The organism is Isoalcanivorax indicus (genome assembly GCF_003259185.1).
Classification (GTDB): Bacteria; Pseudomonadota; Gammaproteobacteria; order Pseudomonadales; family Alcanivoracaceae; genus Isoalcanivorax; species Isoalcanivorax indicus.
Genome location: NZ_QGMP01000005.1, coordinates 13,817 through 35,569 on the forward strand (window position 1 = coordinate 13,817; position 21,753 = coordinate 35,569).

The window sequence follows — 21,753 nt, forward strand, 5'->3', positions numbered from 1 at the left end:
TAAATGCTGTGCGGCTGGCCACAACAGCCCTGTCCGGGGGGTGGGGGGGGGACTAGATTGATACCCTGTCACTCCAGCCGGGACGGCGCGTCATGTCGGAAGAGCTTGCGGTACTGAACAAACAGGCCATTGCGGCCGCGAAGCGGCATATGGGGCAGGTGTGCTGGCCCACCGCGTTCATGGCGGTCGGGGTGGTGGCCGCCTTTGTTGCGACGCTGGTGCTGTTCGCCCAGGGCGTATTACCGGTATGGGTGGCGGTGCTGCTGGTGGGGGTGCTGACCTATTTCTCCTATACGCCGCTCCACGAGGCGGCCCACGGCAATATCCACGGCAGCAACGAAAAACTGAAGTGGCTGAATGACCTGTGCGGTTTCCTGGTGGCGCCGCTTATCGCCGTGCCCTACGCCTCTCACCGCCATGAGCACTTCACCCATCATCGTTATACCAATCAGCCGGACAAGGACCCGGACTATGTGGTGAGCGGGATGGGCAAGGGGCCGTGGCAGGCGCTGGTGACGATCGTGAAATTCATCTGGGTACAGAACAGTTTTTTTGTCACGCACCACTGGCACACGGCCTCGCTGAAAGAGCGCACTGTCTATGGCCTTGAGTTGACGGTGTCACTGGGATGGCGGGCGGCCTTTGTGCTGCTGGCGGGCCAGCAGGGCGCATGGCTCGTGGTGCTGCTGGGCTATTTGCTGGGTGGCTTTTTTACCGGCTACTGGTTTGCCTATCGCCCGCATATTCCCTATCAGGACCCCGCGCGCTACCGCAATACCAACAGCCTCATCATGCCGGTCTGGATGAAGCCGCTGGAATGGTTCTGGCTGGGGCAGAACCTGCACTCCATTCATCACCTGTTTCCCCGGGTGCCGTTTTACCGATACCACGCTCTGCACCGGGAGATCGAGCCGGTCATGCGCGCCCACGGCACGCCGATTGTGGGCATCTTCAGCCGGCAGCCTGAGCCAACCCGAAACCGCTAATCCAGCGCCACGTTGTGGTACACGTTCTGCACGTCGTCCAGGTCGTTCAGCATGGCCATGAATTTATCGAACAGCTGCTGGTCGTCCGGGTTGCTGAGCGTGGTCATGCTTTGCGGGATGAACTGGACATCGTCCACCTGGAAATCGATATCGCCTACGGCATTCACCAGTGCCTGGCGCGCTTTGGCATAGGCGGTGTGGGGCGCGAAGACGGTGAGTGTGCCGTCCTCGTTTTCGATATCGGTGACATCGACTTCGGCATCCAGCAGGGCTTCAAGCACCGCATCTTCATCCTCATGGGCGAACACGAAGATCGCCACATGGTCGAACATATGACTGACGGTGCCCTGGGTGCCGATCTTGCACTTGGCCTTGGTGAAGGCGTTACGCACATCACCGAAGGTGCGGTTCGGGTTATCCGTCAGGCATTCGATCAGTGCCATACAGCCGCCGGGGCCATACCCCTCGTAACGCGCGGGTGAGTAGTCTTCGCCGGCTCCGCCCTTGGCCTTGTCGAGCGCCTTGTCGATCACATGCCCCGGCACCTGGTCCTTCTTGGCCCGCTCGATCAGGCCGCGCAGGGCCAGGTTGGCAGAAGGGTCCGGCCCGCCGTTTTTCGCGCAGACATAGATTTCCCGGCCATAGCGGCTGTAGACCCGGGCTTTCATGTCCGAGGTCTTGGCCATGGCATCTTTGCGGTTCTGGTAGGCGCGCCCCATGGGGATCCTGCTCCTGAGCTGATGGTCGTCGGGCATTTTATGGGAAAATCCCGGTCTGGCCTACGATCAATCCGGTCCGGCTCCGGAACGGAACCGTATGACGCGGGTCTCTGGATAGAGAGACCCGCTTCGAGATGCCCCTTGCACAGATTCCCGCGCCACCACCTCACCTGGCCCCAACGCCTGATCGTCGGCGCACTGCTGCTGTTGCTGGTGATGCTGATCGTCGTGTTGTCCATACGCCCCTGGCGCATGTTGCCACCGGCCTGGAACCCCTGGGCGCCACTGGCGGTGGAGCATGCCATGACGCCGGTGACGCGCAACAAGCTGCGTCGGTTGAAGCATGCCCCAGCGGCCCAGTGCCATGCGATTCTGGAGCAGGTGCCGGAAGGTCAGCTGCACTTCCTGCCGCTGGAGGACTACACGCCCGTGGAAAGTTGCCCGCTCACCAATGTCATTCGCCTGCACCACACCAGTGTGGCCTTCAATGCGCCGTTTACGCTGAACTGTCCGCTGGCGGTGGCGTGGGTGATGTACGAGCAGCAGGCCTTGCAGCCGATTGCGCAGCGTCGGCTGGGGCAGCCGGTGGTGGGCGTCACGCATATGGGGGCGTTTTCCTGCCGCAATATCTACCACCGCGAAAACGCGCGGCGCAGCGAGCATGCCACGGCGTCGGCGCTGGATGTGGCGGCGTTCGAGTTGCGCGATGGGCGGCGGATTACCGTGCTGGACGGGTGGGACGGCGATCGGCGTGAGTCACGTTTTCTGCGCGAGGCACATGAGGCGGCGTGTGATTATTTCGGTACGGTGCTGGGGCCGGATTACAACGCCCCGCATGCCGATCATTTTCATTTCGGCACGCGGGGTATGCGTTTCTGCCGTTAAGCGGCGGCGCGCTTAATCGCGAAAGCCGGGATCAAGCCGGTCCAGTTTGCGCAGCAGGCCGGGCCAGGCCAGCATGCCGCCCATGCCTTTGGTCACTTGCTGGGCCTGCTCGCGAATGGTGCTGACAATGCGGTCGTCGATGGGCGTCAGGGGGCGATTGCCGGACAGGGCGCCGATCTGGATTTCGCAGGCGCGTTGCAGAATGAACATGCCCAGGAAGGCATCGGCAATGGTGCTGCCCACAGTCAGCAGGCCGTGATTGCGCAGTATCATGAAATTCGCGTCCCCCAGATCCGCTTGCAGACGCGCCTTTTCGTCTTCGCGCAGGGCCACGCCTTCATAGTCGTGGTAGGCCAGGCTGGCCAGCGGGAACAGGCTCTGTTGCGACAGCGGCAGCAGGCCGTCCTGCTGCGCGGACACGGCCACGCCTGCCACCGTGTGGGTGTGCATCACGCAGGTGGCGTCGTCCCGCACGGCATGAATCGCGCTATGGATGGTGAAGCCCGCCGGGTTGATATCGAAGTCGTCGTCATTGAGCTTGTTGCCGTCCTGGTCTACGCGCACCAGGCTGGAGGCGGTGATTTCCTCGAACAGCATGCCGTAGGGATTGATCAGGAAGTGGTGGTCCTTGCCGGGAATGCGTGCCGACAGATGGGTAAAGATCAGATCATCCCAGCCGTGCAGGGCGACCAGCCGGTAGGCGGCGGCCAGGTCCACACGGAGCTGCCGTTCTTCTTCACTGATGCGCATGCGATCTCCCGGTCGATGAATGCCCGGTCAGTATCCGGTGCGCGCGCAGGGGCTGCAACCGGCGCGGCGCTGTGCGCCGCATCACAGGGGGTGTCAGCCACCTGTCTGAGTCATTTTGCCGATTCCCGCCAATCCCTTGTCATTTCATGGCGGGGGAGTTGTCGCCTTGTCAGCGGCTGCCGATGATGCGTGCCTGTTTGACCAAACCGACAATAACAACAAGACGGGAGTGCCCCATGACCGCCCTGCTGCGCCTGCTTCTGCTTTCCCTGGCTCTGGTTCTGACTGCCTGCGGCGGTGGTTCCGGAGGGGGGAGTTCCACGCCGGTGGAGGAGCCACCCGGTGATGGTGATCCCGGTGACGGCGATCCAGGTGATGGAGACCCGGGCGATGGTGATCCAGGCGATGGAGACCCGGGTGACGGCGACCCGGGCGATGATCCAGAGCCCGCAGGGGCCGCCCGTGCTGCTGGTGGCGTGATTGGCAATGGTCTGGTGATGGTCAGTGGCTGGGACGGTGCTGACTGGGTGCAGCTGGACCTCACCAGCACCGATGACGACGGCTACTTTGCGCTGGATATGCCGGCCCAGACTGGCCCGGTACGCATTGTGGTCAGCGGCGACAGCGGCTCCACGCTGCGCTGTGAACTGCCGGCCGGGTGCGGCAGCACAGTATTCGGTGATGATCTGCCGTTGCCGGAGGGGCTGACGCTCAGCGCCATCGTGCCGGGGGATCTGCTCAATGAGGACACCACCCTGGCGATTACCCCGCTGACGCATCTGGCCGCCCACTGGGCGCAGGCGCTGCCGCGCGGTGTCAGCAATGCGGGGGCCGAGCTGGCGTTGGCCCGGGTGGCGCTGTTGCTGGATCTGGACAGCGATTTTGCGTTTCAGACACCGCTGGATCTGAGCGACACGGAACAGACCGGCGGGGCCAGCCCGCAGGCGCTGCGACAGGCGCTGTTTGCGGCGGCCCTGAGCGGGTTGGCGGCCGAGGAAGCCTTGCCCCGGCCTGCGGTGCTGGACGGCGCCGGGCAGATGTTTGCACTGCTGGGCGGGCAGATGCTGGTGCCGGCTGTGGCCCCCGACATCGACGAACTGGCCGATCTGCTGGCCGACTATGGCCTGGACCCGAGCGAGTGGCTGGCTGAACTGGATGACGTCACCTTGTCGCTGCCGGGTTTTGAAAGCCTGGTGGCGGCCGCCTCGGATCTCGCGGTGGCGCTGGGCACCGATGTCGTGCCTGCCAGTGTGGCTGATGCGCTCCCGGATCTGCTGCTGCCCTGGGAAAATGCGCTGGTGACCAGCGTCACCGGCAGCGGCCGCCATGACAGCACCGCGCTGGCCAGCGCCCGGACGCCGCTGGACGATTACGATCACTACCGGGCGCTGGCGCAGGCCGCTGCGGAAGGCATTGATGCCGAGCTGCGTGGGCTGGGCTGGCTCTATCGTGATGAAGCCTCCCGTGATGACACGGCCGCCCTGGTGGGCCTGCTGGCCGAGGTGCTGGGCTTCGCCATCGACGCGGCCATCTGCGTGCCGGAGCGCAAGAACGGCATCACCTCCTGCGATGTCGATCCGCCCTATGCCACCCTGATCCGGACCAGCTCGTCGCTGGGCTTCTGGACCGGTGGCTATCTGCGCGTTCAAGGTAGCCGTGATGGCCATGAGGTCAATCTGCAGGTCAGTGCCGAAGACATCCGCGACTTGCTCCGTCAGGGACAGATGCCCATCACCATCGCGGGCACGCTGAGCAGTGGTACGGCGCTTACTACGCTGGATATCCGCCTGGATCTGGATATCACTGATAATGATCTGAGTGGCTTCCAGGCGCTGAGCAATACCCAGTTCGGTAACGAAGCCCTGCTCAACCCCTTGCTGGATGATCTGGCGGCCGATTTGTCGGTGGAGATCAGCCTGTCAGGCAGTGGCAGCATCGCCAGCACCGATGCCGCTGTGGGCAGCTACAGCTTCGCCGGTCTGGACAGCCTGCTGCACTTCAACCGCCGCGTGCTGACACAGAACGAAGACGCGCCGCTGCTGATTCTGGCGCTGGACAGCGGCAGCCGCGAAACGCCGTCGGGAGAAACGCTTTACTCCTTGTCGGGCGAGCAGGGCTTCTCGCTGATCGTCGGCGACCCCTTCAGCATCGCGATCAACTACGGCACCGAACGCCTCGGCCTGCCACCCATGGAAGTGCGCCTCGGTGCCAGCCTGGAAGGCTACACACCGCTGCTGCAAGCGTTGGGCGATTACCTCAGCGCCATGCTGGATGGTGAAGAAGGCGAATGGCCGGACATTGACCTGGAAGACCTGTTCGGCAGCATCGACACCACCCTGCTGGCCGGTGAGGGCACGGCCGAGCTGCGCATCCTTGATCCTGATGCAGGCCCCCGGGAATACCGTTTCACCAGCGATGAGCAAGGCCTGCATATCAGCCAGCCGGACAGCATGGAGACGGCGTTGACCGTTACCGTGGGCGGCCTGGCGGGCTATCTCTACGGCGCGGATGATCTGCTGGTGGCCACGCTGCACCCCGGTACCCTGGATACCGGTCTGCTGATTAACCTGATCGACGGTGAGCAGCGCAGCTATGTCGCCGAAGACACGGGCCGTATGGATATGCTGGAAAACCTGCTGTTGTTCCTGGAAGGCCTGTTCGGGCCGTTGTTCGAGACCGGCGAGGACTGATCTGGCGTTTTATTCCGGCGGCTGGAATACTCGTGCGTTCCGCCGCCGAGACAGGCTTGTCCACATGAGCAGTGCCCAGCATGACTGAGGCCTTACCCCTGGCATCGCTGCTGGCCCTGTTCGGGGCCATGCTGGTGCTGGCGGCGCTGCCCAGCGTCAGCGTGCTGGCGGTCACAGCGCGTGCGGCCAGTCATGGGTTTCTGCATGGCGCCGCCGCCGCGCTGGGCATTGTACTCGGCGATATCCTGTTCATCCTGCTGGCGATCTTCGGCCTGGCTGCCCTGGCCGGTGCGCTGGGGGAGTGGATGTGGCTGGTGCGGCTGGCGGGCGCGCTGTACCTGTCGTGGCTGGCCTGGTCGCTCTGGCGTGCCGCAGGCGCAAGCACCTCGGCGCCGGTGTCGGTCGAGCCCGCGTCCCGATGGGCGAGTTTCAGCGCCGGGCTGTTCATTACCCTGGGTGATCAGAAAGCGCTGCTGTTCTATTTCGGTTTTTTTCCCGCCTTCCTCGATCTGGACGCCCTGTCCTGGTCCGATGCCCTGTGGGTCTCGCTGATCGCGCTGCTGGCCGTTGGCGGCGTTAAACTGCTCTACGCCGCCGCAGCTGCCCAGGCGGGCCGCCTGCTGGGCACCACCACTGGCCGCTGGCTCAATCGCCTCGCGGCCCTGATCCTGCTCACCGTCGCGCTGGCCCTGCTGCTCGCCTGATGCCCGCCTTGCAGACCATCGCTACAGCCACTGGATCAGTTGGTGATACAGCGGAATGCCGACGATCACATTGAACGGGAAGGTCACGCCCAGGGCGGCGAGCATGGCCAGGCCGATATCTGCCTGGGGAATGGTGCCGCGCACTGCAGTGGGGGCGGCAATATAGGAGGCGCTGGCGGTCAGCGCTGCCAGGATCAGGATCGAGCCTTCGGGCAGGCCCAGCAGATGCCCCATCAGGATGCCGGGGATCGCCAGCAAGGGGGGCGCGATCAGGGCGAACGCCACCAGCCGCAGGTGATCTTTCGACAAGCGCGACAGCGTCATCGAGGCCACCAGTCCCATCTCCAGCAGAAACAGCGCCAGCACCGCCATGAAGGCATTGGTGAACAGGTTGGTGACCATGGCCCCTTCCTGCGGCCCGTACATCCAGCCGATCACCACACCGCCGATCAGCAGGATCACGCTCTGGTTGGTAAACGCCTCGCGCCACAGGGAATGGCCCTGATGCAGGGCGCCTGCCCCGGCGAAGCGGCGATACAGCATCATGGCCATGATGATGGCGGGCAGCTCCAGCAGCACCAGATACAGCGTGACCTCACCCGTCATGGTCAGCGCATTCGTCTCGGCGAAGGCCACGGCCACCGCAAAGGTGCCGGCGCTCACCGACCCGTAATGGGCGGTCAGGCTGGCGGCGTTGGCCAGGTCCAGCTTCACCACGTGGCGCAGTAGCGGAAACAGGATCAGGGGCAGCAGCAGCCCCAGTGCCACCACGCCAAGCAGTTGCGGCACCAGCACCCAGCTCAGGTTGCCGTGCAGGGCCATGCCGCCCTTGAGGCCGATGGTCAGCATCAGCAGCAGGCTCAGGGTGTCGTAGGCGGCCTTGGGGATACTCAGGTCGGAACGCGACAGCCCGGCCACCAGGCCGAGCACAAAGAACATGACGACAATATCAGGCATCAGGCCCACTCCGGGTTGGCGGTAAAGGCGATGGTAAACCAGCGCTGTTCATGGGGTACGGTCAGGCGGCGGCTGATCTCGCTGCGCACGTCATCCAGGGCTTTCACGCCCTCGTTCACACCGAAATCGCCGCGCGTCAGGATATGAATGTCCACGAAATAAACGCGGCCGGTCTTGGCCACATGGCTGTAGTAGGTGATCAGGCCGTCGCGTTTCATCACCGCATCCATGGCCGCGCGGACCTCCAGGTCCAGGTGACTCGGCGCCACAATCAGTACCTCGCTCATGGCGCGACGAACAATGCCGATGGGCACCGGCAGGAAGCAGATCGTGAGCAGCACCAGCAGGGCCGAGTCGATATAGGGCACCAGATGCTCGATATCCGTGCCCTGCATGAACAGCGCGCCGATAAACGCCAGCAGCAGGGCCAGGGTGATCAGGCCGGACATCAGCCAGCTCTGGGTATCGATGCGCAGGAATTCCGAGGCCACGCGACGGTTCACCCGGTGTTCGTAGAGCGCCATGACGAAGCACACCAGGCAGACGATCACGGCATAGCCGATGGCGATGTCGAAATCCAGCACGCGGCCGCCGTCCAGCAGGCCTCGCACGGCGTTGAAAAAGGCATACACGCATAACAGCGTCAGGATGGCGCCATTCAGTGCGGCGACCAGCGGCTCCATGTGCCAGTAACCGTACTGGAAACGGCGGCTGCCCTCGCGGGCCAGCAGGCGGGTCACCAGCAAGGCCACGGCGGACATACCGGCATCAATGGTGGAGAACATGCCATCGAACAGGATCGACTGCGAACCGGAGAGCAACCCCAGCAGGATGCCCAGTGTGGCGACCACCAGCGTGGCGCCGATCGACAGTTTGAGGGTGGCTTGCTCCTGGTGGGCCAGGCTTTTCACCGGGTACTCCTGAGGCGGTGGGTGGGTGCGGGCGGCCATTATAGCAGTGCCTGTTCATCGGCGGGGGCCTGTCCGTCTCAACCCGTGTCTGGCCGTCGCTGGTTCACACAGACCGCTCGACCTGCCGCAGGTTCCGGCGGAGAATTGGATATCGGGAACGACACAACGAGGTGGACGATGAAACGGGGATACAAGGGAATGGTAACGGTCGTGCTGGCGGCGCTGCTGGTGGCCTGCCAATCGGGTCAGCGGCTGCTGGACGATGGCGCGCCGGTCGAGCCCTGGCAGGCGCCGCACGCGGAGGAGGACGGGGTGCGCGACCGGGTCATCATTGGTCAGGATGACCGGCGCCGGATCACCCGGTTTGACGGGATCGACGCGCGGGTGGTCGGGCACCTCGAAGGTCTGGTGGAGGGCAAGGAGGGTGTGACCACCTGCTCGGGCGCCCTGGTGGCGCGCAATTATGTGCTCACGGCGGCCCATTGCGTGTTTGTCGGCTACGACATGGTGGATGCGCTCACCTTCGTGCCGCGCCGCACGGGAATGGCCATCGGCAACACACCGCGCTACACGGCAGATCGGGTATACGTGCTGAACACCTATTTCTGGAACCGGAGCCCGGGGGCGGGCATTTCAACGTTTCTGATTGACCATGATGTGGCGCTGGTGCGCCTGCGGCCTTTTGACGGGCAGCATGCCGGTGATCGCTTTGGCTGGTCGGGCTTTCATTTCTTTTCCGATTACCAGGAGGATCGCAGTGACCGGGCGGCGACCTATGGCTACCCCGGCGACCGGGATTACGGCGAAATGTGGGGCGTGGAAGATTGCAGCGTGGCGGCAGAAACGCCGAATCGCTATGTCATGGATTGCGACATCATGCGCGGCCAGAGCGGCAGCCCCTTGTTCATCTACAATCCGGAATTTGACCGTCACTATATTTACGGCGTGGTGTCGGCCGAGAGCGAGCGTCTGATGGTGAATTTCGCGACGCGCCTGCGCCAGGATGTGTTCAGGGATCTGTTGGCCATTACCACCAATCAGGCACCGCCGGAGGACATGTTCGTGCAGGTGGCCCTGTCGGATGATCTGGTGCGTGTCCAGCAGATGTTCGAGAACCAGTGCAATCAAACGCTGCTGGTGGCGGTGTTTTATGAGCGGGACGCGGGCGGCTGGAGTGAGGGCAATGGCCTGATCGAGGTGCCGCCCGGCGCGGTGCGCACCGCCTTTACCACGCGGGGGTCAGCCGCCTATTTTCATGCGCGCAGCCGCGATGGCCGCATTGTGTTCAGCGACCCGGCACATTACCCCGGTCAGGGTGCGGCGCGGCAGGGAGAAGGTTACCACCGTCTCAGTTACACAGGGCAGATGGGCCGCCAGGTCACCACCCTGACCTGCGATTAACCCGCCGGCCCGCAGGCTGGGCGGGGCCCAGCCTGCGGAGTGCCGGTTTGCTGTCTAGCGGTTGAGGCGGGTGTCGATCAGTTGATCGACCACGGAGGGGTCGGCCAGGGTCGACGTATCGCCCAGGTTGTCCAGCTCGTTGGTGGCGATCTTGCGCAGGATGCGGCGCATGATCTTGCCGGAACGGGTCTTCGGCAGGCCGGGGGCAAAGTGGATCATGTCCGGCTTGGCGATGGCTCCGATTTCCTGGGCCACGAAGTGGCGCAGTTCTGCCGTGAGTTCGTCACTGCCTTCATGCCCTGCCATCAGGTTCACATAGGCGTAGATCCCCTGACCTTTGACATCGTGCGGGTAGCCCACCACGGCGGCCTCGGCGATGGCCGGGTGCAGCACCAGTGCCGATTCGATTTCGGCGGTGCCCAGGCGGTGCCCGGAAATATTCAGCACGTCATCCACGCGGCCGGTGATCCAGTAGTAACCGTCTTCGTCGCGGCGTGCGCCATCCCCGGTGAAGTAGGCGTTCTTGTAGGCCGAAAAATAGGTGTCCACCATGCGCTGGTGATCGCCGTACACGGTACGGATCTGGCTGGGCCAGGAGGACTTGATAATCAGGTTGCCGGAGGCGGCGCCCTCCAGTTCCTTGCCGTCGGCATCCACCAGGGCCGGTTCGACACCGAAGAACGGCAGGGTGGCGGAGCCCGGTTTGGTGTCGATGGCACCCGGAATCGGAGCAATCATGATGGCGCCGGTTTCCGTCTGCCACCAGGTGTCGACGATCGGGCAGCGGTCGTCGCCCACCACGCGGTGGTACCACTCCCAGGCTTCCGGGTTGATCGGCTCACCCACGGTGCCGAGCAGACGCAGGCTGCTGCGGTCGGTCTTTTTCACCGGCGCATCGCCCAGGCCCATCAGGGCGCGGATGGCGGTGGGGGCGGTGTAGAAGATGTTCACCTTGTGCTTGTCCACCACCTGCCAGAACCGTGACGCATCCGGGTAGGTCGGCACGCCCTCGAACACCAGCGTGGTGGCGCCGTTGGCCAGCGGTCCGTAGACGATATAGCTGTGGCCGGTGACCCAGCCCACGTCGGCGGTGCACCAGTAGATGTCACCGTCTTTGTAGTCGAACACATAACGATGCGTCAGGGCGGCGCCGAGCAGATAACCGGCGGTGGTGTGCATCACGCCCTTGGGTTTGCCGGTGGAGCCGGAGGTGTAGAGGATGAACAGCGGGTCTTCCGCGTCCATGGGTTCTGCCGGGCAGTCGCTGCTGGCGGCGGGCACGGCCTCGTGGTACCAGACATCGCGCTGCGCGTCCCAAGCCACGTCACTGCCGGTGCGGCGGACCACCAGGCAGGTGTGGACGCTGTCGCACTGGGCCAGCGCCTTGTCGGCGTTGGCTTTCAGGGGCACGGCACGGCCGCCGCGCACGCCTTCATCGGCGGTGATTACGGCGCTGGCTTCGGCGTCCTGAATGCGGTCCTTGAGGGCTTCCGGCGAAAAGCCGCCGAACACCACGGAATGCACGGCGCCGATGCGGGCGCAGGCGAGCATGGCGTAGGTGGCTTCGGGAATCATCGGCATGTAGATGCATACCCGGTCGCCTTTTTTCACGCCGCGCTGCTTCAGCACATTGGCCAGCTTCGAGACTTCTTCGTGCAGTTCACGGTAGCTGATATGGCGGCTCTGGTCGGGTTCGTCACCTTCCCAGATGATGGCGGTCTGGTCGCCCCGGCTGTCCAGGTGGCGGTCAACACAGTTATGGCAGACATTGAGCTTGCCGCCGACAAACCAGGCGGCCTGGCCGGCATTGAAATCCCACTCACTGACCTTGTCCCAGGGGCTGAACCAGTCCAGCGTTTCGTGAGCGCGTTCGGCCCAGAAGGTCTCCGGGTCGGCGATGGAGGCCTGGTACCAGGCGTCATATTTCGCCTTGTCCATCAACGCATCGCGCTTGAAATCCTCGGGTACCGGATAGCGCTTCACTTCCGACATCAGTGGTCTCCTCGAATCTGTTTTGTTCGAATTCAGTATGGGAGTCACTATTGACGAATTGGCAGGCAGGGTAAAGCCCACTTTGGTCGAAGCGGCCATCAGGAGGCCACAAAAAAGCCCCTCCGGGGAGGGGCCTTGCAAACAGCGTGAGGGCGGCGGGATCAGGCGACCTGAACCGGAATCGCGTCGCTGCTGCCTTTGACATCATTGCCGTCGGCCAGGTAGATCAGCCGGGGCTTGAAGTTGATCAGTTCTGCGCTGCTGTAATTCGCATAGGCGCAGATAATCACGCGGTCACCGGGCTGCGCCTTGTGGGCAGCGGCGCCGTTGACGGAAATCATTTTCGAGCCTTCCTCGGCGCGAATGGCGTAGGTAGTGAAACGTTCGCCATTGTCCACGTTGTAGATCTGGATCTGTTCGTACTCCAGAATGCCTGCCATATCGAGCAGGGTGCCATCAATGGCACAGGAACCTTCATACTCCAGTTCCGCGTGTGTTACGCGCGCCTGGTGCAGCTTGGCTTTCAGCATAGTGCACTGCATGACTCTACCTCTCTGCGCTACCCCGACGGGGTGCCTGCGCTGTAATGCGGGCCCTTTTTAGCACCCGTTACCGTCAGGCACAACCGTTGGACAGTACAGTACCGGATCTGTGCGCAGATCCCGTGCCAGTGTGTCCGATCGGGGGTCAGTGCCGAAAATGGCGCGCCAGTATGCCTGAACGGTCAGTCACGCACAATTGTGACCGGGATATTGTCTATCAATCGGGTCTGGCCCAGTCTGGCGGCCACCGCGACGCGCAAATCCGTGTCCTGCGGGGTCGCCGGCGAGACGGTTTCCGCGTTGACCACGGTCAGGTAATCCACCCGGAAGCCGAGGCTGCCCAGGCTGGCGGAGAGCCGTTGTTGCAGCGCCGGGTAGTCGCTTTCGCCCGCCTCGATGGCCTGCCGGGCCTGCTGCAAGTGAGCATACACTTGCGGCGCCAGGGCGCGCTCCTCCTGGCTCAGATAACCATTGCGTGAGCTCATCGCCAGGCCGTCGGCTTCCCGCTCGGTGGGCACGCCGATGATGCGCACGCCGAAGCACAGGTCGCGTACCATTCGTCGGATCACCGCCAGTTGCTGGAAGTCCTTCTCGCCGAAGCAGGCGATATCCGGGGTGACGATATTGAACAGCTTGCTGACCACCGTGCTGACGCCGCGAAAATGCCCGGGGCGGCTGGCGCCGCACAGGTGATCGCCCAGGTGATCAACGTCTACCCAGGTCAGGGTGGTCTCGGGATACATCTCGTCTACCGGCGGCGCAAACAGCAGGTCGGTGCCTGCGGCGGCCAGTTTGGCCTGATCGGCGGCCAGGGTGCGCGGGTAGGCGTCGAAGTCTTCGTTGGGGCCGAACTGGGTCGGATTGACGAACACGCTGGCCACCACCCGGTCGGCGTGCTGGCGGGCTTCGGTGATCAGGCGAATATGCCCGGCGTGCAGGTTGCCCATGGTCGGCACGAAGCCCACGGTCAGGCCCTGTGCCTGCCAGGTGCGCACCTGCTGGCGGGTATCGGCAATGGTATTGAGTGTCTGCATCAGCTGAAACAGTGCTCCGGGGCAGGGAAGCTGCCATCCTTGATGGCCGCGTCGTAGGCGCGCAGGGCCGCCTGGATGCTGTCGGCCCCGGCCATGAAGTTTTTTACGAAGCGGGCGGTCTTGCCGTGGGTGATGCCGAGCATGTCGTGCACCACCAGTACCTGGCCATCGCACTCCGGAGCGGCGCCGATGCCGATCACCGGCACGCTGACTGCCTCCAGCAGCTTCAGGGTGGTGGCGCGGGGCACGCACTCCAGCAGCAACATGTCGGCGCCAGCGGCTTCCAATGCCACCGCATCGTCGATCAGTTGCTGTGCTGCATCGCCCCGGCCCTGTACCCGGTAGCCGCCAAAGGCATTCACCGCTTGCGGGGTCAGGCCCAGATGCGCGCACACGGGCACGCCGTTGCGCTTGAGCACGGTGATCGTTTCGGCCAGCCAGCCTGCACCTTCCAGCTTGATGATCTGGGCCCCGGCCTGCATCAGGGTGCGGGCGTTATCCAGGGCGTCCTGCAGTGAGGCGGCACCCATGAACGGCATATCGGCCATCAGCAGGCTGCCCTGGTTGCCGCTGGCCACGCAGCGGGTGTGGTAGGCGATGTCAGCGACGGTGACCGGCAGGGTGCTGTCATGCCCCTGCAGCACCATGCCCAGCGAATCGCCCACCAGCATCACATCAATACCGGCTTCGCTGATCAGTCGCGCGAAGCAGGCGTCGTAGGCGGTCAGCACGGAAAACTTGCGGCCCTCGGCCTTGCATTGCTGCACAGTGCGGATCGTGACGCTCATGGTGTCATCCTGCGTGTCGGTGAGGGATCAGCCCGCCAGCGGGCGGGGGTTAAAGTAGTGGCGGCCCTTGCCGATGTCCAGCAGATAGGAGACCAGTTGCTGGTAGTCGTTGTCGTCACCGGCAAAGTCGATGTCCGCCGCATTGATGATCAGCAGCGGGGCATCATCGTAGAAGTGAAAGAAGCGCGCGTAGGCGTTGTTGAGGCGGTCCAGGTAGTCGGCATCAATGGTGCGTTCGTGGGCCAGCCCGCGTTTGCCGATGCGTTGCAGCAGCACCGGCGTGGGGGCTTGCAGGTAGATCACCAGATCCGGGCGCGGGGCATCCAGGGTCAGGTGGCGATGCACATTGCGGTACAGACCGAACTCATCGTCGTCCAGCGTGACTTCGGCAAACAGCTCGTTCTTGTCGATCAGGAAGTCGCTGACCCGCACCTGTTCGAACAGGCTGTTCTGCTTCAGGTCACGCAACTGCTCGGCCCGCTGGAACAGGAAGAACAGCTCGGTCTGCAGGGCGTAGCGGCGCGGCTCGCGATAGAAACGCTCCAGGAACGGGTTGTCGTCGGCCTGTTCCAGCAGCACTTCGTAGTTGAAGGTCTCTGCCAGACGCCGCGCCAGGGTGGTCTTGCCCACCCCGATGGGGCCTTCCACCGCGATGAACCGTGGCAGGCGCCCGGCATCGCGCAGGGTCTGTACCCGTTCGTTCAGCATACTTCAGCCCCCTGAGGTGTCTGTCTTGCTACCCGGCTCGTACAACCAGACTCCGGCATCATCGCATTGCGCGCGCAGGCTCGCCAGCGGGGTGCCGTCCGGCAGCACCAGATCCGGCCACACCGCGTGCAGAGGCACCAGTACAAAGGCGCGGCGGGTCATTTCCGGGTGTGGTACGCGCAGGCGTGGCAGATCGATATGCTGGTCGCCGTAGAGCAGCAGGTCCAGGTCCAGCGTGCGTTCGCCCCAGTGGCGGTGGCGCACCCGCCCGGCCTGTTGCTCCAGCGCCTGGAGGGCGCCCAGCAGGTCCAGCGGCGCCAGCGTGGTGTCGAGCAGGGCGACCGCATTGATGAAGTCAGGCTGGTCCTGGGGGCCCACCGGGGTGGTCAGGTACAGCGGGGAGCAGGCCACCAGGTGGCTGTGCGGCAGGTGTGCCAGGGCGCCTATGGCCTGATGCAGCTGCGCGGCGGGCTGGTCCAGATTGCTGCCCAGACCAATGCAGGTGCGGATCATCCGGCGCCGCCGCTGCCGCCCCCGCCTCGCCGCCGCCGACGGCGGCGCTTGCGGCCACTGCCTTCGCCGCCGCTGCTCGGCGCCGCCTTGCCCAGGGCGCGAACCATGTCCTCGCGGGCGTCTTCGTCGGCCTCCTGGTAATCGGTCCACCACTGGCCAACGCCGGGGGCGATCTCGCCCGCTTCTTCGCGCAGCAGCAGGAAGTCGTAGGCGGCACGGAAGCGCGGATGCGTGACCAGTTGACCGGCGCGGTTGCCATGGCGGCGTGGCAGGCGTGGTTGCAGATCCCAGATTTCGCGCACCACGGACGAGAAACGCCGCGGGATGGCAATCTGGCTGACCTGCTCGGCAATCACCTGCCCGGCGGCCTTGTTCAGGGCCACGGCGGGGGCCATGCCGTTGTCCAGGTGCATGGCCTGGCGGGCGCGCAATGCCGGCCACAGCAGCACGGCAAACAGGAACGCCGGGGTGACGGGCTTGTCCTGGGCCAGGCGCCGGTCGGTATTGCGCATGGCGGCTTCCAGCAGACGCTGGTCGCTGTCGGTCATCACCTCGGCGGTGGCCGGGAACAGGGCGTCGAACAGTCCGTATTCCTGCAGCAGCTTCAGCGTGTCCTGGGCCTGGCCACTGAGAAACAGCTTGAGCATCTCGTCGAACAGGCGTGCGGGGGGCACCTGCCCCATCAGCGGCGCCAGTTCGTAGAGCGGGGCTTCTGTCGCCGGATCGATATCGAAATCCAGCTTGGCGGCAAAGCGCACAGCGCGGATCATGCGCACCGGGTCTTCGCGGTAGCGGGTCGCCGGGTCGCCCATCAGGCGCAGGCGGCGCGCCTTGATGTCGTCCATGCTGCCAGCGAAGTCGTACAGGGCGAAGTCGGCAATGTTGTAGTAGAGCGCATTGACGGTGAAGTCGCGCCGCAGGGCATCTTCCTCGATGCTGCCATAGACGTTGTCGCGCAGGATCTGGCCGTCATGGCTGTGGCGCCGGTCGTCGTCGCTCTCGTCGGCCTCGCCCAGGGCGCGGAAGGTCGCCACTTCAATGACCTCGGGCCCGAAGCGCACATGCACCAGGCGGAAGCGGCGGCCAATGATGCGGGCGCGGCGGAAGGTGCGTTCGATTTCCTCCGGCGTGGCATTGGTGACCACGTCGAAGTCCTTGGGCTGGATGCCGGTGAGCAGGTCACGCAGGCAGCCGCCCACCAGGAAGGCCTCGAAACCGGCGTCATGCAGGCCGTAGAGCACGTTCAGCGCAGCACGGCTGATCTGCTTGCGCGAGATCGGATGCTGGTCACGGGGGATGATCACGGGCTCCGGCAGGCGCATGGTTGCACCGTTGTCGCGCCCGATGAGGCGGTTCAGGAAAGCCGGGATCTTGCGCAGCACTATAGACAGGCCTGTGAGTTGCAGTTTACGAAGCGCGCAATCTTAACCCGGATTGGCGGCGCTGCCCAACCGGAGCGGCTCAAACAGGGCAGGTATACAAATGAAAAAGGGACCACAGTGTCCTGTGGTCCCTCGTAATTGCGCTGATTCTGTTATTGTTATTGTTTGTTTTGTTTTCTGCCTTGTAGTCACGACAGTCCGGTCATGACAAGCACTGCATTGGCTCTTGGAATTGTTATTCTTTATTTGAGCCTCTGACGCCGCTGTTATTGTTGTTTGCTGGCGTGAGTTCATCCTGCATTCACGCCCCTTCCTTTGCAAGACTTTGATAAATCCTTAAAAATCAGCGTGTTGCGATATTTTTTCCGGTGAACAGTTTGTTCACCGGAAAAGTGTGTCGTTGTGGTGTTACGACAGTGTGTAGGACGGTAACAGATTCACATGATTCCAAAGTGACATCACTCTGCGAGGCTCGAGTAAAGCCTTTTTTCAGCCGCCTGCACTGCTCCGTCGGCGGGGTATGCCGAGCCGCTGGCGACGCTCCCACAGACACTTGCGGCTGATGCCCAGCTTCTGCGCCAGTTCGGTTTCGGTCATGGCGTCCTGGTTCTCCAGCACGAAACGGGTGAAGTAGTCCTCCAGCGACAGGTCCTCCTGCGGGTCCTCAAAGGGGCGCCGCACCACATTGGCGGCGGCTTCCGCCGGTATGGCGCTGTGGCTGATGGCCAGCAATTCCGGGGTGATCTCGGGGCCGTCCACCAGAATCACCGCACGCTCGATGGCGTTTTCCAGTTCGCGCACGTTGCCCGGCCAGTTGTGCCGGACCATGGCCACCAGGGCGTCCGGGGTGAACTGCAGCGGCGGGCTGTTGTGCCGCTCGCACAGCTTCGACAGCAGGGCGTGGGCCAGCAGACTGATATCGTCGCCGCGCTGGCGCAGCGGCGGCAGCTCCAGTTGCAGGACGTTCAGACGGTAATAAAGATCCTTGCGGAAACGACCGGCGGCCACCTCGTTGTCCAGGGGGCGCGGGGCCGCAGCGATCACGCGCACGTCCACAGGGCGGCTGCCGACGCCGCCGACGCGGGTGGTCTCGCCGTCCTGCAACAGCCGCAGCAGGCGTGCCTGAACATCCATGGGCAGTTCGTTGATATCGTCCAGAAACAGGCTGCCGCCGTGGGCGTTCTCGATCAGCCCCGGTTGGGCGGGGCCGGCGCCGGGCAGGGCGTCGTCTTCATGGCCGAACAGTTCGGCTTCCAGTTGCGGTCCGGGGATGGCGGCGCAATTGAGGGTGACCAGCGGGCCGTCGCTGCGCAGGCTGCGCTCGTGCAGTTGCCGTGCGAGTTGTTCCTTGCCGGTGCCGGCCTCACCGAGAATCAGCACGCTGGTGTCGGTGGGGGCGACCTTGTCCAGGCGCCGGAACAGTTCGCGCATGGGGGCGCATTCGCCAAGCATCTCGCTGGTCGGGTAGCTGCGCGCGACATCGGCGCGCAGGGCCCGGTTGTGACGCTGCAGCTTGCTTTCCTTGAGTACCCGGTTGACGGCCAGCACCATTTCATCGTGATCGAAGGGCTTGGCGATGTAGTCCACGGCACCCAGCCGCATGGCGTCCACGGCGGAGCGCAGGCTGGCGTAGCTGGTCATGATCAGTACCGGTGTCCCGGCGGCGCGGCTGATGACCTCGGTGCCGCTGGCCCCGGGCAGGCGCAGGTCGCTGATGATCAGGTCGAACTGCTGCAACGGGTGCTCGAAGGCATCCTCTGCCGAGGCGGCTTCCACCACCTTGTGCTCGTGGCGCTCCAGCAGCTTGCGCAGGGCACCACGGATGACCGGTTCATCCTCGACGATCAGGATATGACTCATGGTGTTCACCAATAACCAGGCAATGTGATGACAAAGCGGGTACCGCGCCCGTCGCTGACCGGGCTTTCGGCGCGAATGCTGCCGAAATGATCCTCAATAATACTGTACACCAGCGCCAGGCCAAGGCCTGTGCCGCGCCCGGCGGGCTTGCTGGTGACGAATGGTTCAAACAGAGAATGCATCAACTCTGCGGCAATGCCGTGCCCGTGATCTTCAACGGTAACTTCCAGGCGTTCTTCCTGCGCCTCACTGCGCACCGTGATCGGGTCGTTGTCGTCGGTAGCGTCTGCAGCATTGGACAGCAGATTGACGAACACCTGCAACAGCCGCTGGCTGTCACCGCGTACCAGATGATCGCCATCGCAGTCGTTGATAAAGCGTTGCTGGCGGTGGTCCGGGTCCATCTGTAACAGGCTGATCGCCTCGGCCACCGTGTCACGCAAGGACACCGGCCCCTGCACCACGGCCGCGACGCCGCCGCTGTGGCTGAAGGTCACCAGCGACTCCACGATACGGTTGATGCGCCGGGTCTGCTCCATGATCTGACGGGCGGCCTGAGTGATCTCGTCCTCGCTGGCCGGGTGCTCGAGGTTCTGCGCCAGGCAGGCAATGGCGGTGACCGGGTTGCCGATTTCATGCGCTACACCTGCGGCCAGACGACCGATGGAGGCGAGGCGTTCGCTGTGGGTGAGCTGGGCTTCGAGCGCACGCAGGTCGGTGATGTCCTCCACGACGATAACCTGGCCACCGGCGCGTTCGCCCGGCAAGGTGCCGGCGACTTCCGACTTGTGCAGGCTCAGCCAGCGGGTTTCGCCACGCCAGGAGGCTTCGACCTGGGGCTGGCGCGCGGCCTCGCCCTGGGCGAAATCGCTGAACACGGTGCTCCAGGGGCGTGGCAGTGTCTTGACGCGGGCGCCGATGGTGCGCTGGGCATTGATGCCGGTGAGCTGTTCCATGGCCAGATTCCAGCCGATGATTTCGCCGTCGGCGCCCAGGGAGACCACGCCCATGGGCAGCTCCAGCAGTGTCTGGCGGTGGAACCGTCGCAGGCTGTCCAGTTCGGCAGCCAACCCGGACATGCGGTCGCGGTACAGCTCCAGACGCGATTCGATGAACTGGATATCTTCGCTGGATTCGTGCTCGGCCTGCGGCTTGTAGGGCAGATGTTCATCAATAATACGTTGTGCCACGGACGGGCCGAGCAGCCCGGACAGGTTGGTTTCCAGCTGGTCGCGCAGCCGCCGCAGGGCATAGGGGCGGCTTTCACTGCGGGTCAGATTGAGGTCGCGCAGTGCCAGTTGCACCTCGCGCTCGGCGGTGACCGGGCCGAGGGGGCCGCCCAGCGCCTCGATGAAGTCGTCGGCCGTTTCGGTTTCCAGCTCCCAGCGGAACGGCCGCCGCAGGCTGTCCACGGTGCAGGTGTCGGCGGCGCTGCGTTCCGCCTGACTGGTCGGTGTGAGCAGCGAGAACAGAGCGAAGATCAGGCCGTTGGCGACCACGGACGCGATGGCCACGTGGTGCCACTGGTGCGCGGTGGACTGATGGCTGATGCCCAGCAGATCGAACAGCAGGCCGGGCTGCCAGTGCGGTACCACCATGGGCACCAGCAGCGCCAGCACCCACAGGCTGAAACCGGTGAGCAGCCCGGCAAACAGGCCGATACGGTTGCCGCCCGGCCAGAACAGGGCGCCGATCAGCCCGGGGACGAATTGCAAGGTGGCGACAAACGACAGCACGGCCAGTTCGGTCAGTGTGTGGTGGTCGCCGGCGATGGCGTAGAACACATAGGCCAGGGTCAGGATGCCCGCGATCAGCAGGCGCCGTGCCCACAGCAACCAGCGGTACAGGCGTTCGTCGAGCGGCCGGGTACGCGCGGGCAGCACCAGATGGTTCAGGGTCATGGAAGACAGCGCCAGGGTGGCAACAATCAGCATGCCGCTGGCGCCCGCCAGGCCGGCGATATAGGCCAGCATGGCCCCGTGGCCGCCGCTGAGGCTGCCCACAGTGAGGGCGTAGTAATCCGGCAGGCCATCGACCCGGGCGGCGGCCGCGGCCCACAGGATGATCGGGATGCACAGGGCCATCACCAGCAGCAACAGCGGCAGGCCCCAGCTGGCGGTCATCAGGGCGCGCGGGTTCAGGTTCTCGCTGAACGCCATATGAAACATGTGCGGCATGACCACGGCCGAGACGAAAAACGCCAGGATCATCGAGTGCCAGGTGCCGTCCTGCAGGGGGTAGTAGAGGCGCGCCAGCGCGTCCGGGTTGTCAGTCAGCCAGGTGTTCAGCCCGGCCGGGCCGTCGAACACGTTGTACAGCGCCAGTATGGCCAGCAGCGCAAAGGCGACGACCTTGATCAGCGATTCCATGGCGATGGCCACCACCAGCCCTTCGTGCTTTTCGCGGGCCGTGGCGTGGCGGGCGCCGAACAGAATGGCAAACAGCGTGATCAGCAGGCAGAACCAGAAGGCGAGCCCGCCGGGATCGCTCTCGCCGGTAAGAATCTGGATCGATTCGGCCACCGCTTTGATCTGCAGGGCCAGCAGCGGCAGCATCCCGGCCAGCATCATCAGTGTGGTCATGGCCCCCGCCGTGCGGCTGCGGTAGCGGAATGCGAACAGGTCGGCGAGCGAGCTGAGCTGGTGGGCGCTGGTCAGCCGCAGGATGGGCGCGAGCAGGATCGGCGCCAGCATGAAGACGCCGGAGATGCCGAGAAAGTAGGCGAGGAAGTTATAGCCGTAGTGGTAGGCGTAACCGACGCTGCCATAAATGGCCCAGGCGCTGGCATAGACGCCAAGCGAGAAGACATAGACGGCAGGGTGTCGCACCAGTCGTGCGGGCAGCTTGCCCCGGTCGGTGATCCAGGCCACCAGAAACAGGAACAGCAGATAGCCCGCGGCAACCAGAAAGACCTGGGTAAAACTGAACATG

General features: G+C 64.2%; 18 protein-coding genes. 5 read left to right on the forward strand and 13 right to left on the reverse strand.

What is annotated here, in order from left to right:
- The first annotated feature begins 92 nt into the window (after positions 1-92).
- The gene (locus DKW65_RS15370; RefSeq protein ID WP_111658316.1) at positions 93-986 is read left to right on the forward strand and encodes a fatty acid desaturase family protein; all 894 of its coding nucleotides are present in this window, start codon (positions 93-95) and stop codon (positions 984-986) included.
- Here the strand turns inward: DKW65_RS15370 and DKW65_RS15375 are convergent.
- Positions 983-1,705, reverse strand: a complete 723-nt coding sequence (locus tag DKW65_RS15375) for a YebC/PmpR family DNA-binding transcriptional regulator (protein ID WP_111658317.1) — start codon at positions 1,703-1,705, stop codon at positions 983-985. The two genes, DKW65_RS15370 and DKW65_RS15375, sit on opposite strands and share 4 nt — an antisense overlap.
- Positions 1,706-1,846: 141 nt before the next feature.
- On the opposite strand from DKW65_RS15375, the gene DKW65_RS15380 reads away from it, so the two are divergent.
- Entirely contained in the window at positions 1,847-2,590 is a 744-nt protein-coding gene (locus DKW65_RS15380) for an extensin-like domain-containing protein (RefSeq protein WP_245932537.1), read from the forward strand.
- Between the two features lie 12 nt (positions 2,591-2,602).
- Here DKW65_RS15380 and DKW65_RS15385 read toward each other — a convergent pair whose 3' ends face one another.
- Positions 2,603-3,340: a class II aldolase/adducin family protein gene (locus tag DKW65_RS15385; protein WP_111658318.1), complete on the reverse strand. Its 738-nt coding sequence runs from the start codon at positions 3,338-3,340 to the stop codon at positions 2,603-2,605.
- A 236-nt stretch (positions 3,341-3,576) separates the two neighbouring features.
- Here DKW65_RS15385 and DKW65_RS15990 point away from each other — a divergent pair, with 236 nt between their 5' ends.
- Together DKW65_RS15990 and DKW65_RS15395 are read left to right on the forward strand one after the other, a co-directional pair.
- Positions 3,577-6,030, forward strand: coding sequence for a hypothetical protein (locus tag DKW65_RS15990; RefSeq protein WP_162925913.1), 2,454 nt, complete (start codon positions 3,577-3,579; stop codon positions 6,028-6,030).
- An 80-nt stretch (positions 6,031-6,110) separates the two neighbouring features.
- Positions 6,111-6,734 (forward strand): LysE family translocator, encoded by a 624-nt coding sequence (locus DKW65_RS15395; RefSeq protein WP_111658319.1) that lies wholly within the window; start codon positions 6,111-6,113, stop codon positions 6,732-6,734.
- A 21-nt stretch (positions 6,735-6,755) separates the two neighbouring features.
- Here DKW65_RS15395 and DKW65_RS15400 read toward each other — a convergent pair whose 3' ends face one another.
- Both DKW65_RS15400 and DKW65_RS15405 read right to left on the reverse strand, forming a co-directional pair.
- A complete protein-coding gene (locus tag DKW65_RS15400) occupies positions 6,756-7,691 on the reverse strand; it encodes a sodium-dependent bicarbonate transport family permease (RefSeq protein ID WP_111658320.1) in 936 nt (311 codons plus the stop codon).
- Positions 7,691-8,602, reverse strand: coding sequence for a cation diffusion facilitator family transporter (locus DKW65_RS15405; protein ID WP_245932538.1), 912 nt, complete (start codon positions 8,600-8,602; stop codon positions 7,691-7,693). The genes DKW65_RS15400 and DKW65_RS15405 overlap by 1 nt, the downstream gene beginning before the upstream one ends.
- 198 nt (positions 8,603-8,800) lie before the next feature.
- Between DKW65_RS15405 and DKW65_RS15410 the strand changes: the two genes are divergently transcribed.
- Positions 8,801-10,003: a trypsin-like serine peptidase gene (locus DKW65_RS15410; protein ID WP_111658322.1), complete on the forward strand. Its 1,203-nt coding sequence runs from the start codon at positions 8,801-8,803 to the stop codon at positions 10,001-10,003.
- A 54-nt stretch (positions 10,004-10,057) separates the two neighbouring features.
- On the opposite strand, the gene acs is transcribed toward DKW65_RS15410, so the two are convergent.
- From acs to DKW65_RS15455, 9 genes are all read right to left on the reverse strand, one after another.
- Positions 10,058-11,995, reverse strand: a complete 1,938-nt coding sequence (gene acs / locus DKW65_RS15415; protein WP_111658323.1) for an acetate--CoA ligase — start codon at positions 11,993-11,995, stop codon at positions 10,058-10,060.
- Positions 11,996-12,156: 161 nt separating this feature from the next.
- A complete protein-coding gene (panD, locus tag DKW65_RS15420) occupies positions 12,157-12,537 on the reverse strand; it encodes an aspartate 1-decarboxylase (RefSeq protein WP_111658324.1) in 381 nt (126 codons plus the stop codon).
- A 182-nt stretch (positions 12,538-12,719) separates the two neighbouring features.
- Positions 12,720-13,571: a pantoate--beta-alanine ligase gene (gene panC, locus DKW65_RS15425; protein ID WP_111658325.1), complete on the reverse strand. Its 852-nt coding sequence runs from the start codon at positions 13,569-13,571 to the stop codon at positions 12,720-12,722.
- Entirely contained in the window at positions 13,571-14,359 is a 789-nt protein-coding gene (gene panB, locus DKW65_RS15430; protein WP_111658326.1) for a 3-methyl-2-oxobutanoate hydroxymethyltransferase, read from the reverse strand. Before panB ends, panC begins: the two co-directional genes overlap by 1 nt.
- Before the next feature lie 27 nt (positions 14,360-14,386).
- Positions 14,387-15,067: a deoxynucleoside kinase gene (locus DKW65_RS15435; protein WP_111658327.1), complete on the reverse strand. Its 681-nt coding sequence runs from the start codon at positions 15,065-15,067 to the stop codon at positions 14,387-14,389.
- Positions 15,068-15,070: 3 nt separating this feature from the next.
- Positions 15,071-15,580 carry a 2-amino-4-hydroxy-6-hydroxymethyldihydropteridine diphosphokinase gene (gene folK / locus DKW65_RS15440; RefSeq protein WP_111658328.1) on the reverse strand — a complete coding sequence of 170 codons (510 nt, stop codon included), beginning with the start codon at positions 15,578-15,580 and terminating at the stop codon, positions 15,071-15,073.
- Complete coding sequence (gene pcnB / locus DKW65_RS15445) at positions 15,577-16,902, reverse strand: polynucleotide adenylyltransferase PcnB (RefSeq protein WP_111658362.1); 1,326 nt, start codon at positions 16,900-16,902, stop codon at positions 15,577-15,579. Before pcnB ends, folK begins: the two co-directional genes overlap by 4 nt.
- 549 nt (positions 16,903-17,451) lie before the next feature.
- Positions 17,452-18,822, reverse strand: coding sequence for a sigma-54-dependent transcriptional regulator (locus DKW65_RS15450; protein WP_111658363.1), 1,371 nt, complete (start codon positions 18,820-18,822; stop codon positions 17,452-17,454).
- Positions 18,823-18,827: 5 nt separating this feature from the next.
- On the reverse strand, positions 18,828-21,752 hold the full coding sequence (locus DKW65_RS15455; protein ID WP_111658329.1) for a sensor histidine kinase: 2,925 nt from the start codon (positions 21,750-21,752) through the stop codon (positions 18,828-18,830).
- Position 21,753 lies beyond the last annotated feature (1 nt).

Coding starts and splice junctions, on each gene's coding strand:
- DKW65_RS15455 (WP_111658329.1), bottom strand. CDS start 21,752: ATGTTCAGTTTTACCCAGGTCTTTCTGGTTGCCGCGGGCTATCTGCTG.
- DKW65_RS15400 (WP_111658320.1), bottom strand. CDS start 7,691: ATGCCTGATATTGTCGTCATGTTCTTTGTGCTCGGCCTGGTGGCCGGG.
- panB (WP_111658326.1), bottom strand. CDS start 14,359: ATGAGCGTCACGATCCGCACTGTGCAGCAATGCAAGGCCGAGGGCCGC.
- DKW65_RS15395 (WP_111658319.1), top strand. CDS start 6,111: ATGACTGAGGCCTTACCCCTGGCATCGCTGCTGGCCCTGTTCGGGGCC.
- DKW65_RS15370 (WP_111658316.1), top strand. CDS start 93: ATGTCGGAAGAGCTTGCGGTACTGAACAAACAGGCCATTGCGGCCGCG.
- DKW65_RS15375 (WP_111658317.1), bottom strand. CDS start 1,705: ATGGGGCGCGCCTACCAGAACCGCAAAGATGCCATGGCCAAGACCTCG.
- panD (WP_111658324.1), bottom strand. CDS start 12,537: ATGCAGTGCACTATGCTGAAAGCCAAGCTGCACCAGGCGCGCGTAACA.
- folK (WP_111658328.1), bottom strand. CDS start 15,580: ATGATCCGCACCTGCATTGGTCTGGGCAGCAATCTGGACCAGCCCGCC.
- DKW65_RS15410 (WP_111658322.1), top strand. CDS start 8,801: ATGGTAACGGTCGTGCTGGCGGCGCTGCTGGTGGCCTGCCAATCGGGT.
- DKW65_RS15385 (WP_111658318.1), bottom strand. CDS start 3,340: ATGCGCATCAGTGAAGAAGAACGGCAGCTCCGTGTGGACCTGGCCGCC.
- acs (WP_111658323.1), bottom strand. CDS start 11,995: ATGTCGGAAGTGAAGCGCTATCCGGTACCCGAGGATTTCAAGCGCGAT.
- DKW65_RS15990 (WP_162925913.1), top strand. CDS start 3,577: ATGACCGCCCTGCTGCGCCTGCTTCTGCTTTCCCTGGCTCTGGTTCTG.
- panC (WP_111658325.1), bottom strand. CDS start 13,571: ATGCAGACACTCAATACCATTGCCGATACCCGCCAGCAGGTGCGCACC.
- DKW65_RS15450 (WP_111658363.1), bottom strand. CDS start 18,822: ATGAGTCATATCCTGATCGTCGAGGATGAACCGGTCATCCGTGGTGCC.
- DKW65_RS15435 (WP_111658327.1), bottom strand. CDS start 15,067: ATGCTGAACGAACGGGTACAGACCCTGCGCGATGCCGGGCGCCTGCCA.
- pcnB (WP_111658362.1), bottom strand. CDS start 16,902: ATGCGCCTGCCGGAGCCCGTGATCATCCCCCGTGACCAGCATCCGATC.